Annotated in this window: 12 protein-coding genes; all 12 read left to right on the forward strand. The window is 73.2% G+C overall.

Features of this window, described 5'->3' with window-relative positions; genetic code table 11:
- Positions 1 to 51: 51 nt before the first annotated feature.
- The 12 genes from OG959_RS30145 (at position 52) to OG959_RS30200 (ending at position 15979) form a co-directional block, all read left to right on the forward strand.
- The gene (locus OG959_RS30145; RefSeq protein ID WP_326663542.1) at positions 52 to 2175 is read left to right on the forward strand and encodes an alpha-galactosidase; all 2124 of its coding nucleotides are present in this window, start codon (positions 52 to 54) and stop codon (positions 2173 to 2175) included.
- Positions 2176 to 2339: 164 nt separating this feature from the next.
- Complete coding sequence (locus OG959_RS30150; protein WP_326663544.1) at positions 2340 to 4451, forward strand: glycoside hydrolase family 27 protein; 2112 nt, start codon at positions 2340 to 2342, stop codon at positions 4449 to 4451.
- A gap of 158 nt (positions 4452 to 4609) precedes the next feature.
- Complete coding sequence (locus OG959_RS30155) at positions 4610 to 5899, forward strand: ABC transporter substrate-binding protein (protein WP_326663546.1); 1290 nt, start codon at positions 4610 to 4612, stop codon at positions 5897 to 5899.
- Between the two features lies 1 nt (position 5900).
- The gene (locus tag OG959_RS30160) at positions 5901 to 6839 is read left to right on the forward strand and encodes a carbohydrate ABC transporter permease (protein ID WP_326663548.1); all 939 of its coding nucleotides are present in this window, start codon (positions 5901 to 5903) and stop codon (positions 6837 to 6839) included.
- Positions 6836 to 7729, forward strand: a complete 894-nt coding sequence (locus tag OG959_RS30165; protein ID WP_326663550.1) for a carbohydrate ABC transporter permease — start codon at positions 6836 to 6838, stop codon at positions 7727 to 7729. The genes OG959_RS30160 and OG959_RS30165 overlap by 4 nt, the downstream gene beginning before the upstream one ends.
- Complete coding sequence (locus OG959_RS30170; RefSeq protein ID WP_326663551.1) at positions 7726 to 9828, forward strand: alpha-galactosidase; 2103 nt, start codon at positions 7726 to 7728, stop codon at positions 9826 to 9828. Before OG959_RS30165 ends, OG959_RS30170 begins: the two co-directional genes overlap by 4 nt.
- A gap of 69 nt (positions 9829 to 9897) precedes the next feature.
- Positions 9898 to 10656: an SDR family NAD(P)-dependent oxidoreductase gene (locus OG959_RS30175; RefSeq protein WP_326663553.1), complete on the forward strand. Its 759-nt coding sequence runs from the start codon at positions 9898 to 9900 to the stop codon at positions 10654 to 10656.
- Between the two features lie 50 nt (positions 10657 to 10706).
- Positions 10707 to 11450 carry a FadR/GntR family transcriptional regulator gene (locus OG959_RS30180; RefSeq protein ID WP_326663555.1) on the forward strand — a complete coding sequence of 248 codons (744 nt, stop codon included), beginning with the start codon at positions 10707 to 10709 and terminating at the stop codon, positions 11448 to 11450.
- Entirely contained in the window at positions 11447 to 12592 is a 1146-nt protein-coding gene (gene dgoD, locus OG959_RS30185) for a galactonate dehydratase (RefSeq protein WP_326663557.1), read from the forward strand. The genes OG959_RS30180 and dgoD overlap by 4 nt, the downstream gene beginning before the upstream one ends.
- A gap of 878 nt (positions 12593 to 13470) precedes the next feature.
- Positions 13471 to 14112 (forward strand): bifunctional 4-hydroxy-2-oxoglutarate aldolase/2-dehydro-3-deoxy-phosphogluconate aldolase, encoded by a 642-nt coding sequence (locus OG959_RS30190; protein WP_326666697.1) that lies wholly within the window; start codon positions 13471 to 13473, stop codon positions 14110 to 14112.
- Positions 14109 to 14978, forward strand: a complete 870-nt coding sequence (locus OG959_RS30195) for an SMP-30/gluconolactonase/LRE family protein (RefSeq protein WP_326663559.1) — start codon at positions 14109 to 14111, stop codon at positions 14976 to 14978. Before OG959_RS30190 ends, OG959_RS30195 begins: the two co-directional genes overlap by 4 nt.
- Complete coding sequence (locus OG959_RS30200) at positions 14975 to 15979, forward strand: sugar kinase (RefSeq protein ID WP_326663561.1); 1005 nt, start codon at positions 14975 to 14977, stop codon at positions 15977 to 15979. The genes OG959_RS30195 and OG959_RS30200 overlap by 4 nt, the downstream gene beginning before the upstream one ends.
- The last annotated feature ends 116 nt before the right edge of the window (positions 15980 to 16095 follow it).

Below are 16095 nucleotides of genomic sequence, written 5' to 3' on the forward strand. Positions count from 1 at the left end.
GCGGAGTTGGCTACGGCTGCCTTCCACGGGCCCACCTGAACGTGAGGATCCATGTCTGTGATCACCTTCGCTCCCGACTCCGGGGTCTGGCTGCTTTCCACCCCGCGCACCTCCTACGCCCTCCGGATCGACGCTTCGGGCGCGCCCTGTCACCTGGGGTGGGGCCCCGCGCTGACCCCGCGGGAGGCGGCGGAACTCGTCACCGACCCGGGGCCGCCGGTCAGCAGTTTCGAGGGGCTGCCGCCCGTCGGTGAGGAACTGCCGGTGGACAGTGGACCCCGATACGGCCCCCCGTCGCTCCAGGTGCGCTTCGCCGACGGCACCCGCGCCTTCTCGTGGCGGCCCCTCGGCCACCGGGTGCACGAACCGGCCCCGGGTGCGGCCGAACTGGTCCTGGAGTTCCGCGACCGGGTGCACCCCCTGCGGATGGATCTGCACTACCGCGTCCACGGGGACACCGACGTCATCGAGCGCTGGAGCGTCCTGCGCAACGACGGCGAGGAGCCCGTCGCCCTCCAGCGCGCCGACTCCGCCGCCTGGACCCTGCCGGCCCGGGAGGACTACCGGCTCAGCCATGTCACCGGCCAGTGGTCCGCCGAGACCCGGCTGCGCCGCGACCCGCTGCCGTACGGCGAGACCGTGCTGACCAGCAGGCGGGGGATCACCAGCCACCATGCCAACCCCTGGGTGATGCTGGACGCGGGCGACGCCACCGAGGAGCACGGCCGGGTGTGGAGCGCGGCCCTGGCCTGGAGCGGCAGCTGGCGCGTCACCGTGCAGCGCACCCCCGACGGACGCGCGGGGCTCACGGGCGGCGCCGGGCACGAGGGGCCGGCCCTGCCGCTCGGACCCGGCGCCGAGTACACCACCCCGGTGTACGCCGGGCTCTGCAGCGACGGCGGGTTCGGCGCGGCGAGCCGGGCCTGGCACGCGTACACGCTCGCCCATGTGCTGCCGCACGCCGACGAGAGCAGGCCCGTGCTCTACAACTCCTGGGAGGCCACCGGCTTCGACGTCGACGAGGCGGGCCAGACCGCCCTTGCCGCGCGGGCCGCGAAGCTCGGAGTCGAGCTCTTCGTGATGGACGACGGCTGGTTCGGGGCCCGCCGCAGCGAACGGGCCGGGCTCGGCGACTGGGTGCCCGCGCCCGGCCGGTTCCCGGGCGGACTGACGCCGCTCGTCCGTGAGGTGCACCGGCTCGGCATGCGGTTCGGGCTCTGGGTGGAGCCGGAGGCCGTCAGCCCGGACAGCGACCTCTACCGCGCCCACCCGGACTGGGTGCTGCACGTCCCGGACCGGGAACGCACCGAGCTGCGCAGCCAGCTGGTGCTGAACCTCGCCCGCCGGGACGTGGCCGACTGGGCGTACGGCTGGCTGACCCGGCTGGTCGGCGAGCACGGCATCGACTTCCTGAAGTGGGACATGAACCGCGCGTTCAGCGACGCCGGCTGGCCGGAGCGGGCCCAGGGGGCCGACACGGTGTGGACGACGTACGTCCATCACCTCTACGGCATCATCGACCGGCTCCGCGCCGACCACCCCGGGCTGCGGATCGAGGCCTGCGGCGGCGGTGGCGGCCGGGTCGACCTCGGCATCCTCGCGCGCACCGACCAGGCCTGGCCCTCGGACAACACCGACGCCGCCGACCGGGTCGACATCCAGCACGGGTACGGCCAGCTGTACCCGGCGCGCACCATGGCGGCCTGGGTGACCGACGTGCCGAACGAGTTCACCGGCCGCTCGGTGCCGCTGCGCTTCCGGTTCCACGTGGCGATGGCCGGGGTGCTCGGGATCGGCGGCGACCTGTCCCGTTGGACCGAGGACGAACTGGCCGAGGGCGCCGCCCTGGTGGCCGAGTACAAGCGTGTCCGCCACCTCGTCCAGCACGGTGAGCTCCACCGGCTGCGCGCGCCGGACGGCGACGGGCCTGCCGCCGTGCAGTACACCGCTCCCGACCGGGGCGAGGCCCTGCTGCTCGTCTGGCGGCGGACCTCCCGGCCGGGCGGGCCCGCGCCGCTGCTGCACCCGGCGGGCCTGGATCCCGCCGCCCGCTACCGCGACACCCGCACCGGCGCCGTGCACTCCGCCGCCGTGCTCCTCGGGTACGGCTTCCGGCCCGAACTGCCGCCTGGGGACTGGGCGAGCACGGCCGTGCATCTGGTCCGGCTGCCCTGACGACGAGGGACTCAGCAACTTTCACTTAATTAGTAATTAATCTTGACGCAGGGCTGGGTAGGCCGTCACAGTCCTGTGCGTGGCGCCGCCCCGTGAGTTCCGGAGGCCGGGCGCCTGACATCCCCAACTCCTGGGAGAATCAGTTGATTTCGCAAGGTTCACGGATGACGTCTGCCCGGCGCGCGGCCGCCGCAGCGGGTGCGGCCGTCCTGGTGGCCGTGTCGGCGCCCGCCGCGCACGCCACCCAGCAGCCCGCCGAGAGTGCTCCGCCGTACTACGACAGCGGTCTCGCGCCGACCCCGTACATGGGCTGGAACACCTACTACGGGCTGGGTGCTCCGACCGAGGACCAGGTGAAGTCGGTCGCCGATCATCTGGTCAGCAGTGGTCTCAAGGACAGCGGATACGACATCGTCTGGCTGGACGGCGGCTGGCAGGCCGATGCGCCGCGGGACGCGCGGGGACGGCTGGTCGCGCACCCGGGCCGGTTCCCCTCCGGCATTCCCGCGCTGGTGGACTATCTGCACCAGCGGGGGCTGCGCGCCGGGATCTACACCGACGCGGGAACGTACGACGGCGGCAAGACCTGCGGTCTGGGCAGCAGGGGTCACTACCGCGAGGACGCCGAGCAGTTCGCCGGCTGGAAGGTCGACGCGATCAAGGTCGACTTCCTCTGCGGGATCACCGAGAAGGCCGATCCGGGTCCCGCGTTCAAGGAGTTCAGCGACGCGGTCGCCAAGTCCGGCCGGCGCATGCTGCTCAACCTCTGCAACCCGCTGACCGGCGACTGGGGCCTGCCGCACACCCCGGCGCAGGACGCCCACAACGCCTACGTCTACGGGCCGACGACCGGTGACTCCTGGCGCACCGGCACCGACATCGCCTGGGGCACCCCGACCGCCGGCCAGTGGCCGAACATCCTGCGCAGCATGGACGCCAACGCCCAGCACCCGGAGGCGCAGGGTCCGGGGCGCTACAACGACCCGGACTACCTCATCCCGATGCGCAAGCTGACGGACGGTTCGTACGAACTGACCGCGGAGGAGTCCACCACCCAGCTGGTGATGTGGGCCGAGATGGGATCCCCGCTGGTCATCGGCTCGGACCCGCGCACCCTGTCGCAGGAGATGATCGACACCCTGCGCAACCCGGAGATCATCGCGGTCGACCAGGACCCCCTGGCGATCCAGGGCGTGCGCGTCGCCTCCGACGCCACCGGCGATGTCTACAGCAAGGTGCTGAGCGGCTCCGGCAAGCGGGCGGTGGTGCTCCTCAACCGCTCCGAGCAGCCGGCCGAGCGCACCGTGCGGTTCGCCGATGCCGGACTGACAGGACCGGTCGGGGTGCGGGACCTGCGGGCCGGGAAGAGCCGCGGCGCGCACTCGGGTTCGTACACCGTCCGGGTGCCCGCGCACGGCACCGCCTTCCTGGGGCTCAGCGGCCGGGACGAGGCGCCGGGTACCTCGCTGGGCGCACGGTCCGACGCGAGCCCCGCACTGGTGCGGGACGGTGACCGGCTGAGCGTGTTCACCCGGGGCGCGGACGGATCCCTGCAGCAGCGCCAGGGGCGCGACGGGAGCTGGAGCCCACGGGCGACCGGTCTTGGCGCGCCGACGCACGGCGGCATCGTGGGCGCGCCCGCCGCGTACGCGGCGGGGCACGGGCGGATCGACGTCTTCGCCCGGGGCACCGATGACGCGGCCTACCGGATCTCCTACGCCGGCGGCCGCTGGGGCCGCTGGCAGAAGCTCGGCGGCTCCCTCGCCGACACCCCGGCCGCCGCGTACGACGGTCCGGGCCGCTGGACCCTCTACGCCAGGGGGACGGACGGGCGGATCCACACCCGCGGGGCGACGGCCGGCTGGACCGCGTTCCAGGGGCCGCAGGGCGCCGCGCTGTACGGGCGGCCGTCGGCGGTCACCGACGCGGCCGGGCGTACGCATCTGGCCGTGCGCGCAGCCGACGACTCGGTGCGCGTCCGGGTGCGGGAGGCGGCCGGCGACTGGTCCGACTGGTCCTCGCTGGGCGGCACCGTGAGCAGCAGTCCCACGCTCGTCTCCACCGGCGGGCAGGTGCGGCTCTACGCCCGCGCCGGCGACTACACGCTCTGGCAGCGCGGCGGCCGGGCCGACGGAGGCTGGGGCGACTGGTCCCAGGAGAAGAACTTCCCCAGTGGCTCCTTCGACGGTGAGGTCGCCGCCGTGGCGGGGCCCGGCGGCACGGTGCTGACGGCCTTCCGCGGGGTCGCGGGGCTCGTCCGCCAGGGCGCCCTCTGACCGCGGGGGAGGCCCGAGCGGGGCGATCCGCTTCGAAGTAAAAATAAATTACTAATTAATCTTGACGGTGGCTCACTCGCACCGTCAGTCTGTATCAGCCGAACGAGGGCCCGGCGTTCAGGGGCCGGGCCCCGTTCCGTGGGCGCATAGGGAGTCCCATGATCACCACAGCACAGAGCCGCCGTACGTTCCTCGCCGGTGCCGCAGCCGTCGGCGCCACCGCGCTGGCAAGCGGCTGCGTCGCCTCGTCGTCGAGCGGTGGGAAGGGGAGCTCGGGGGGTGCGGTCACCCTGCAGTCCAACCTCTCCGCCCCGCAGGCCAAGTCGGCGATGCAGGAGGTCGTCGACGCCTTCAACAAGCGTGGCGGTGCGAAGGGCTCGCTCAACACCGTCGCCTCGGAGACCTTCCGTACCCAGCTGCCCACCTACCTCACCTCGGCCAACCCGCCGGACCTCTACACCTGGTACCCGGGATCCGTCGCGGAGTCGTACGCCAAGAAGGACCTGCTGCTCGACGTCAGCGACATCTGGCAGAAGCCCGAACTCGCCGGCTACTCGGACGTGCTGAAGAAGCTGTGCACCGACTCCGCGGGCAAGAAGGTCTTCGTCCCGACCACCTACTACTGGTGGGGCGTCTTCTACCGCAAGTCGAACTTCGCCAAGTGGGGCGTCAAGGAACCCAAGACCTGGGACGAGTTCCTCGACCTGTGCGACAAGCTCAAGAGCAAGGGTGTCGCCCCGATCGGCCTCGGCGCCGGCGGTGGCACCCCCTGGGTGGCCTCCTCCTGGTTCGACTACCTCAACATCCGCATCAACGGGGCCGCCTACCACCGCGACCTGCTGGCCGGGAAGCACCGCTTCGACGACCTCGAGGTCCGCAAGGTGTTCGACCGGTGGAGCGAGGCACTGCCCTTCTTCGACCCCAACTCGACCGCACTGCCCTTCCAGGACGCGACCACCGCACTGCTCCAGGGCCGCACCGGCATGATGCTCATCGGCACCTTCTTCGCCGACGCCACCCCCAAGGAACAGCTCGGCGACATCGACTTCTTCCGGTTCCCCGTCATCGACCCGAAGATCCCGCTCGCCGAAGAGGCCCCGACCGACGGCTACTTCGCCAGCGCCCGGACCGGCCGCAAGGACGAGACCAAGGAGATGCTCCGCTACCTCGCCACCGCCGAGGCCCAGGAGATCTACCTCAAGGGCTCCTCCGGCACCTCCCTGCCCACCCACCCGGACGCCAAGGACAGCGGAACCCCGCTGGTCGCCAAGGGCCGCAAGCTGATCGAGAGCGCCGCGGACATCACGCAGTTCTTCAACCGCGACTCCAGCGACGCCCTCGCCCCCACCGCCGACACCGCGCTCACCCACTTCCTGTCCGAGCCCAAGGAGATCGGTTCGATCCTCACCACGTGGCAGCGGGACGCGCAGAAGATCTGGAGCCAGTGACATGGCGGTACTCACCGCGCCCCGGAAGGAGACCCGCAAGCGGACCGCGGGCCGTCCCCCGGCCCGCAAGCGGGCGACCCGGGTCCCGCCCGTCGTCCTCGCCTTCGTGCTGGTGCCGCTGCTCGCCGAGGCCTTCTGGGTGTTCTGGCCGGCGCTCCAGGGCTTCTACCTCTCCTTCACCGACTGGGACGGCGTCTCCGCCCCGGAGTTCGTCGGACTGGCCAACTTCCGCGAGATGTTCGGCGACGCCGTCTTCCGGACCGCCGCCCTGGACACCGTCATCTGGCTGCTGCTCTTCGGCGGCCTGTCCGCAGCCCTCGGCCTCGGCGCGGCGCTCCTGCTCCAGCAGGAACGCCGGGGCGTCGGCTTCTACCGGGCCGCGCTCTTCCTGCCCGTCGTCTTCTCGCTCGTCGCCACCGCGCTGGTCTGGCAGGCGATGTACCAGCCCGACGGGCTGATCAACAAGACCCTCGACGCCGTCGGGCTCTCCGGCCTCACCCACGCCTGGCTCGCCGACCAGGACACCGCCCTGTACGCCGTGATCGTGCCCGCGCTGTGGCGCCAGATCGGCTACGTCATGGTGCTGTACCTGGCCGGGCTCAAGGGCATCGACCCGGTGCTCTACGAGGCGGCGAAGGTCGACGGCGCCACCCGGTGGCAACAGTTCCGCCACATCACCCTGCCGCAGCTCAGCAGCGTCAACGCCGTCGTCCACTCGGTGATCGTCATCGACTCGCTGCGCTCCTTCGACGTGGTGTGGGCGCTCACCCGCGGCGGCCCGTACCACTCCTCCGAACTGCTCAGCACCTACATGTACTCCACCGCCTTCCAGTCCCTGCGGCTGGGCTACGGCTCCGCCCTCGCCGTCGTGATCTTCCTCCTCGCCTTCGGCGTGATCGCGTCCTACCTCGTCCGCGCCTTCCGGGAGGCCGACGCATGACCGCCACCCACGCCCCGAGCCCGCGCACGGACCCGCAGGACACCGGACCGGCCGCGCCGCGCGCACGCCGCCGGATCTGGGGCACCGCCGGCTTCCACCTCAGCGCCGGACTGCTCTCCGCCCTGTGGCTGCTGCCCATCGCGGTGGTCCTGGTCACCAGCGTGCGGTCCTTCGACGACGTCGCCGCACACGGAGTCGGCAGCCTGCCGCACTCCTTCACCCTGGACGGCTTCCGCCAGGCATGGGTCGACGGCGGCCAGCAGCGCGCGCTGATCAACAGCCTGCTCGTCACCATTCCCTCGGTCCTGCTCTCGCTGCTGCTCGCCTCGACGGCCGCCTTCGCGCTCAGCCGCTACGACGTACCGCTGCGCCGCACCCTCCTGCTCCTGATGCTCGGCGGCAACCTGCTGCCCCCGCAGATCCTGCTGGTCCCGGTCTCCAAACTCACCGAACTGATGGGCCTGTACGACTCGCTGTACGCCCTCATCGGGGTCCAGGTCGGCTTCGGCATCGGCTTCTACGTCTTCGTGCTGCACGGCTTCATGCGGTCCATCCCGCCGGAGATCCAGCAGGCCGCGGTCATCGACGGCGCCGGACCCTGGCAGATCTACACCCGGATCATCCTGCCGCTCGCCAAGCCCGCCATGGCCGCGCTCAGCGCACTGTCGTTCACCTGGATCTTCAACGACCTGCTGTGGGCCATCACCGTGCTGCGCACCGACACCCGGATGCCCATCACCGCCTCGCTCATCGGCCTCCAGGGCCAGTACGTCTCCATGTGGAACGTCATCGCGGCCGGCTCCGTGATCGCCGCGGCCCCGACCGTCATCGTCTTCCTCAAATTCCAGCGCCACTTCGTGGCCGGACTCAATCTGGGAGCAGTGAAGTGACCCCGCACGACCGGTGGCTGCTGCGCACCGAGAACACCACCTACGCGGTACGGATCGCCGGCGACGGCCGCTGGGCCGAGCTCACCGCCTGGGGCCCGCACGGAGCCGAGACGGGTGAGTCGCCCTTCGAACACCCGCACCGGACCCACTTCGTCACCGCCGCCGACGCCGCTCCCGCCGAGTACCTCCCGTACGGGATGCGCCCCTTCAGCGGCGCGGAACTCGTCGCCCGGCGCCCGGGCCACGACCGCGGCACCTGGTGGGCGTTCGAATCCGCCACCGCGGACGGTGACCGGGCACTGCGCCTCGACTTCACCGACGAGCTCCAGGGCCTGCGCGTGGCCCTGTGCTACGAGACCGTGCCCGGCACCGACGTGATCCTGCGCTGGACCGAGCTGACCTGCACCGGCGAGGACGAACTGCGGCTGGAACGCATCGACTCCGCGGCCGTCACGGTCCCCGTCACCGACGGCGCCCGGCTCACCTACCTGACCGGACAGTGGTCCCAGGAGTTCACCCGCACCCAGCTCGAACTGACGCGCGGCCGCTTCGAGATGGCCTCCACCCAGGGCGTCCCCGGCCACGCGTACGCGCCCTGGCTCGCCGTCCAGGACGCCGCCGCCCCGGACGGCCACGACACCCCGACGTACGGCGTGGCACTGGAATGGTCCGGCAACTGGCACCTGACCGCCGACGCCGAACCCGGCGGCGCGGTACGGATCGCGGCCGGGCGGGTGCCCCACGAGGGCGCCGTCCGGCTCACTCCCGGCGCCACCCTCACCACCCCCCGACTGGCCTGCGCGTTCAGCTCCGAGGGCCTCGAAGGCCTGGCCCGCGTCTGGCACCGCTACGAGCGCCTGCTCAGCGGCGAACGGATGGACCGCACCCGCAAGGTCCTCTACAACTCCTGGGAGGCGACCGGCTTCGACGTCGACGCCCCGGCCCAGCTCGAACTCGCGCAGATCGCAGCCGACATGGGCGCCGAACTCTTCGTCGTCGACGACGGCTGGTTCACCGGACGGCACGACGAGAAGGGCGGCCTCGGCGACTGGTACCCCGACCCGGCGAACTTCCCCGACGGCTTCGACCGCTTCGTCGAGGAGATCCGCGCCACCGGCATGGACTTCGGGCTCTGGGTCGAACCCGAGTCGGTCAGCCCGGCGTCCCGGCTCTACGCCGAACACCCCGAGTGGGTCTACCGGATCGACGGCCGCCCCGCCACGCTGGTGCGCGAACAGCTCCTCCTCGACCTCGGCCGCGAGGACGTACAGGACTTCGTCATCGCCACGCTCGACCGGCTCCTCGGCGACCACGCCGTCAGCTACCTCAAGTGGGACATGAACCGCCCGCCCACCGAACGCGGCCGGCCCGGCGACGGCCCCGCCGGCGAACAGGACCTGGACGCCGACCACGTCGCCGGATACCTGCGGGTCCTGGACCACCTGCGCGCCCACCACCCGCACGTCACCGTCGAGGGCTGCGCCGGCGGCGGCGGGCGCATCGAACACGCCACCCTCGCCCGCACCGACGTGGTGTGGCCCAGCGACAACACCGCCCCGCTCGACCGCCTCGCCATCCAGCACGGCTACCTCCACGCGCACGCCCCGCACACCATGAGCTCCTGGGTCACCGACGCGCCCGGCGTCTTCGACCCGCGCCCCCGCTCCCTGGCGTTCCGCTTCGTCACCGCCATGTCCGGGGTCCTGGGCATCGGCGCCGACATCCGCACCTGGTCCGCCGCACAGCGTGCCGAGGCCGCCGGCTGGGTGAGCCGCTACAAGGAGATCCGCGAGCTCCTCCACCACGGCGAGGTCCGGCTGCTGGGCAGCCCGTCCGACGCGACCTGCGGAGTCCAGTACCAGGAGGAGGGCGGCGCCCGGATCGCCGTCACCGCCTGGAACACCGGCAGGCTGGACGGCGCCCCGCTCGTCCCCGGCCGACCGGCCCGGCTCCGGCTGCGCGGCCTGGATCCGGCGGCCCGCTACACCGACCGGCGGACGAAGGCCGTGCACAGCAGCGCCCATCTGCTGCACTACGGACTGCCGTTCGCCTGGACGGCGCGGTACGACGCGGAACTCGTCGAACTGGTCCGGCAGTAGCCACCGGCCCGACGCACCGTCACTAGAGTCGCCGACAGCACGCACGACACCGAGGAGCCGACCCGCCCCATGAACGCACACCCCCGTTTCGCCGACAAGGTGGCCGTCGTCACCGGAGCCGCCTCGGGCATCGGCGCGGCCACCGCCGAACGCCTCGCCGCGGAGGGAGCCGCGGTCATCCTCGCGGACATCGCCCAGGACCTCGGCGAGAGCGTCGCCGCGTCCATCCGCGCCGACGGCGGCCGGGCCCGCTTCGTGCGCACCGACGTCTCCGACGAGGCCGACTGGCAGCGGACCGTGGCCGCGGCCCACACCTTCGGACCCGTCGGCGTCCTGGTGAGCAACGCCTACACGGTCGACGTCACCCCCGCCCACGAGATGACCGTGGACTCCTGGGAGCGCCAGCTCTCGGTCAACCTCACCGGAGCCTTCCTCGGCTTCCGGGCGGTCCTGCCCGACCTGCGCGCCCAGCGCGGCGCCGTCGTGCTGACCTCCTCGGTGCACGCGCACAAGGGCATCCCCGGACACCCCGCCTACGCCGCGTCCAAGGGCGCGCTGCTCTCCCTGTGCGGTCAACTCGCCGTGGAGTACGGGCCCGAGGTGCGGGTCAACGCCGTACTGCCCGGACCCATCCTCACCGCGGCCTGGGACCGGGTGGCGGAGGAGGACCGGCGCAAGAGCGTCGCCGAGACCGCCGCGGGCCGGTTCGGCACCCCGGGGGAAGCGGCCGCGGCCATCGCCTTCCTCGCCGCCGACGAAGCGTCCTACATCACCGGATCGAGCCTGCTCGTGGACGGCGGCTGGTCCGTCGTCAAGGCCTCGGCCTGACCGCAGCCCGGCCCCACTCGTTGCACAGCACAGCAGAAAGGCACACAGACATGACGCCATACGCGCGCCGCGGAGTGCACGGCCAGACCGTGGAGACTCTCGCGCGCCGGGTCCTGAGCGGCGAGATCCCCGAAGGGGCGACACTCGACCTCGTGGCGCTCCAGGGCGAGCTTGACGTCAGCCTGACCGCCCTGCGCGAGTCCTTGAAGGTCCTCGCGGCCAAGGGGATCGTCGACGCGCGCCAGAAGCGCGGCACCTTCGTCCGGGCCCGTTCCGACTGGAACCTGCTCGACGCGGACGTACTGCGCTGGCAGTTCGCCGGCGGCACCGACTCCGGCACCGATCTGGCGCTGCTGCGCAACCTCGGCGAGGTCCGCGGCATCATCGAACCGGCCGCCGTCAGGCTCGCGGCCGAACGCCGCACCGACGCGGACCTGGTCACCCTCGAAGCCGCCATCGCGGCGATGGGCGAACAGGAGGGCGGCGCGGCCCACGCGGTCGAGGCCGACCTCGCCTTCCACCGCGCCCTCCTCGCGGCCACCCACAACGAACTGCTGGAACGCATGGAGATGGTCATCGAGTCCGGCCTCGCCCACCGCGACGAGATCGTGCACAGCTCCCAGCACGGCGAGGACCCCGTCCCCAGCCACCGAGCCGTCCTGGACGCGGTCCGCGACCGGGACCCGGCCGCCGCCGAACGCGCCATGCGGGCCCTGCTCGACCAGGCCGTGCGCGACCTCGACCGGGTGCACGGCACCGTCCCGGTCACCGACGAAGGGACCGCGGGCCGGTGAAGATCACACGTATCGAGACCTTTCTCGTTCCGCCGCGCTGGCTGTTCTGCCGGATCGAGACCGACGAGGGTGTCGTCGGCTGGGGCGAACCCGTGGTGGAGGGCCGGGCCGAGGTGGTCCGCGCCGCCGTGGACGTCCTCGCCGAATACCTGATCGGCCAGGATCCGCTGCGCATCCAGGACCACTGGCAGGTGCTCAGCAAGGGAGGCTTCTACCGGGGCGGCCCGATACTCTCCAGCGCCGTCGCCGGCATCGACCAGGCCCTGTGGGACATCGCCGGAAAGACGTACGGCGCCCCGGTGCACGCCCTGCTCGGCGGCCCCGTGCGCGACCGGGTGCGGGTCTACGCCTGGGTGGGCGGCGACGAACCCGCCCGGCTCGCCGAGGAGGTCACCGCCCAGGTCGAGGCCGGCTTCACCGCCGTCAAGATGAACGCGGCGGGCCGCACCTCACCGCTCGCCACCCCCGCCGAGACCGCCGCCGTCGTCGAACGGGTCACCGCCGTCCGCGAGGTGCTCGGCCCCGGCCGTGACGTGGCCATCGACATGCACGGCCGGTTCGGACCCGCCGGTGCCCGCCGGGTCCTGCACGCCATCGAGCCGCTGCACCCGCTGTTCGTCGAGGAACCCCTCCTGCCCGAACAGGGCCATCTGCTGCCCGCGCTCGTCGGCGCCACCTCCGTCCCCATCGCCACCGGCGAACGGCTCTACGGACGGGCCGACTTCCTGCCCGCGCTGACGGCAGGCATCGCGGTCGCCCAGCCCGACCTCTCGCACGCCGGGGGCATCTCCGAGGTCCACCGCATCGGCGCGCTCGCCGAGACCTTCGGGGCGCAGCTCGCCCCGCACTGCCCGCTCGGCCCCATCGCCCTCGCCGCCAGCCTCCAGATCGCCTTCGCCACCCCGAACTTCCTCATCCAGGAACAGAGCCGGGGCATCCACTACAACAAGGAGGCCGACCTGCTCAGTTACGTCGTGGACACCGAACCCTTCCGCTTCGAGGGCGGCCACGCCCGGCGGACCGGGCAGCCGGGGCTCGGCATCACCGTCGACGAGAGCGCCGTACGCGCGGCCGACCGTGCCGGACACGCCTGGCGCAACCCGGTGTGGCGCCAGGACGACGGCGCCTTCGCCGAGTGGTGAGCGCAGCGGCGCCCGTGCGGATCGAGACCGACCCGGAGCACGGCGGCCGGTGGACCTCTCTGCGGGCGGCCGGCCGCGAATGGCTCTGGCACCGCCCGGAGCCGCGCCGTCCCGGCGTCCGTCCCGGCGACGCCTTCGCCGACGCCGGAGGTCTGGAGGAGTGCGTGCCGACCGTACGGGGAACCCCCGACCACGGCGACGCGTGGTCCCGGCCCTGGCGGCAGGGGCCCGACGGCACCGAGACGGCCGACTGCCCCGACTTCCGGATCAGCCGGCTGATCCGAACCGACGGGGACGGGGCGGTGGCCGACTACCGTCTCACCGCGGAACCCGGCTACCGCTTCCTGTGGGCCGCCCACGCCCTGCTCGACCTCGCGCCGGGCGCCCGCATCGGGATCCGGGAAGGGGCGCCGGTCCGCCGTTACTCCGACGGCGGCGCGCGGTGGACGCCCTGCTCCTGGCCCGCAGGGCTCGACCGGCTCGGCCCGGACGACGGGACGGCCGTCGGCGCGATCATCGGCACTCCGCAGGTGGACGTCCACGACGGCCCGGCCGTCCTGCGGCTGGCCGTCGAGGCCGAGGGACAGCCGGTGTCCGTCGCGCTGTGGCGCAACCTCGGAGGCTTCCCCGAACACACCCCGTACCGCTCCATCGGCGTCGAGCCGATGCTCGGCCGGGTCTTCGGACTGGCGGCCGCCGGGGCCGCGGACGCGGCACTCGTCCCGCCCGGCGGCGAGGTGCGCTGGCGTCTCACCGTCACCGCACCCCGCCGGGGCCGCGGACGCGGCACTCGTCCCGCCCGGCGGCGAGGTGCGCTGGCGTCTCACCGTCACCGCACACATCACACCCGTACAGAAGAAGGAAAGGTAACCCCGCTCGTGGAGCTGCTGACCGCGCTGCGCACCCACCGGATCGTCGCCATCGTGCGCGGCGCCGACGCGGACGCCGCACTCAGAACCGTCATCGCCCTGGCCGAGGAGGGACTCCCGCTCATCGAGGTGTCCCTCAGCGGACAGGACGCCCTCGACGTCATCCGCCGGGCCCGCGCCGCCCTCGGCCCGGCCGCTCCGCTCGGCGCGGGCACCGTCCTGACCGCGGCGGACGCGGCAGCCGTCCACGACGCGGGCGCCGACTTCGTTGTCACCCCCGCCGTCTGCGAGGGCGTCACCGAGGCGAAGCGCCTCGGGCTGCCCGTCCTGGCCGGAGTGATGACCCCGAGCGACATCGTCGCCGCGCAGCGGCTCGGCGCCGACGCGTTCAAGCTCTTCCCCGCCGCACAGGCCGGCGGCCCCGGCTATCTCAAGGCGCTGCGCGGGCCGTTCCCCGACGCGCCGTTCGTCCCGGTCGGCGGAGTGGACGCCGAAGCCGCCCGCGCCTACCTCGCCCGGGGCGCGACCGCCGTGGGCGTCGGCTCCCCGCTGATCGGCGACGCGGCAGACGGCGGCAGCACCGACGCGCTGCGCGAGCGCACCCGCGCCTTCCTCGACGCCGTACGCCCGTCCGCGGACGCCGGGCGATGACCGCCGGAGCGCCGGCCGCCCAGTGGCAGGACCGGCTGGAGCTGGGCGAGGGCATCCGGGTGGTCGACGGCCGCGTCGTCCTCGTCGACATCCTCACCGGCCGGCTGCTCGCCGGCCCCGACGACCGCACCGCCCCGCTCACCGAACTGGCCCGGCTCCCCGAACCGCTGGGCGCGGTCGCCCCCGTCCACGGGCGCCCCGGCCACTGGATCGCTGCAGCCGGTACCGGCATCTGCCTGATCGGTCCGGACGGCCGCCCCGAGTGGCTCGCCCGGCCCGAGGACGGGGCCGCCGCCGCGATGCGGATGAACGACGCCACCGCCGATCCGCGGGGCCGGTTCTGGGCGGGCAGCATGGCGTACGACGCCGCCGAGGGCGCGGGTTCCCTCTACCGGGCCGGTCACGACGGCACGGTGGAGCGGGTACTGGAAGGCATCACCGTGCCCAACGGCCCGGTCTTCACGGCGGACGGCTGCGCGATGTACCTCGCCGACAGCACGAAGGGCGTCATCCGCCGCTACCCCGTCGACCCGGACAGCGGGCTGCCGGGCGCGCCGGACACCTTCGCCGTGCTGGAGGAGGGCAGCCCGGACGGCATGGCGGTCGACGCCGAGGGCGGCCTGTGGACCGCCGTCTGGGGCACCGGCACCGTCCGCCGCTACCACGCCGACGGCACCCCCGGCCGCCGGATCGTGCTGCCGGCGGTCCAGCCCGCCGGGCTCTGCCTCGACGGCGACACCCTGTACGTCACCAGCGCCCGGCACGGCCTCACCGCTCCCGGACCGCTGGACGGCGCGGTGTTCCGCGTACGGGTCGACGTACCGGGCCTGCCCACCGCCGCCTACCGGCAGGGGAGTGCCGCATGACCACGACCGACCGTCCGCGGGGCCGGTGGCCCGTCCGGCCCCCGGTGACCTGCATCGGCGAGACCATGGCCGCGCTCGTGCCGGAACCCGCCGCGCCGCTGGAGGGCGCCGACCGGCTCGGAGTCCGCGTCGCGGGCGCCGAATCCAATGTGGCGATGTACCTCGCCGACCACGGGGTGCCCGCCCGCTGGGTCTCCGCCCTCGGCGACGACCCCTTCGGCCGCCGGATCCGTGCCGAGGTGGCCGCCGCCGGGGTCGACGTCAGCGGCGTGCGCACGGACCCGCTGCGCCCGACCGGACTCCTCGTCAAGGACCCCGGCACCGACGGCACACGGGTCCACTACTACCGCCGCGGCTCCGCCGCCTCGGCCCTGACCCCCGAACTGCTGGACGACGAGGCCGTGCGCACGGCCGGGCTCGTCCACCTCAGCGGCATCACACCGGCGCTCTCGGCAGGGTGCCGCGAGCTGGTCGCCGCCCTGCTGGAGCCCCCGGCGGACGAACGGCCGTGCCCCGTCAGCTTCGACGTCAACCACCGCGCCGCCCTGTGGCCGGACGGCACGGCGGCCGGCGTGCTGCTCGCCCTCGCCCGGCAGGCGGACCTCACCTTCGTCGGTCTCGACGAGGCCCAGGCCCTGTGGGGCGAGGAGCTGGCCGACGCGGCCGCCGTGCGGGAGCTGCTGCCCCAGCCGAGGATCCTTGTCGTCAAGGACGGCGGACGGGCCGCCACCGCGTTCGAGGGCGGCCGGGCGCACACCGTGCCTGCGCCCAGGGTCGAGGTCGTCGAACCGGTGGGCGCCGGGGACGCGTTCGCCGCCGGGTTCCTCGCCGGGCTGCTGCACGGGGAGGGCACCGTACGGGCGCTGCGGCTGGGGCACCTCACCGCGGGAGCCGCGCTGCGGGTCACCGGCGACCACGGCCCGCTGCCGGACCCCGCACGGCTCGCGGGGCTGCTGGACGCGGAAGCGGCGGCATGGGCAGCGGGAACGGACGGGAGGTGAGGGCGGTGGGTTTCGGCCGGGTGACCAGCGCGTTGCGAACTCTTTACAAGCGCCCGGCAATCGATCTTTAATGGGGCACACGGCGCAGCCGGTACCGGACGGTCCCTCAGGACCCC

This window comes from Streptomyces sp. NBC_00385, from assembly GCF_035917155.1.
GTDB classification, from domain to species: domain Bacteria; phylum Actinomycetota; class Actinomycetes; order Streptomycetales; family Streptomycetaceae; genus Streptomyces; species Streptomyces poriferorum.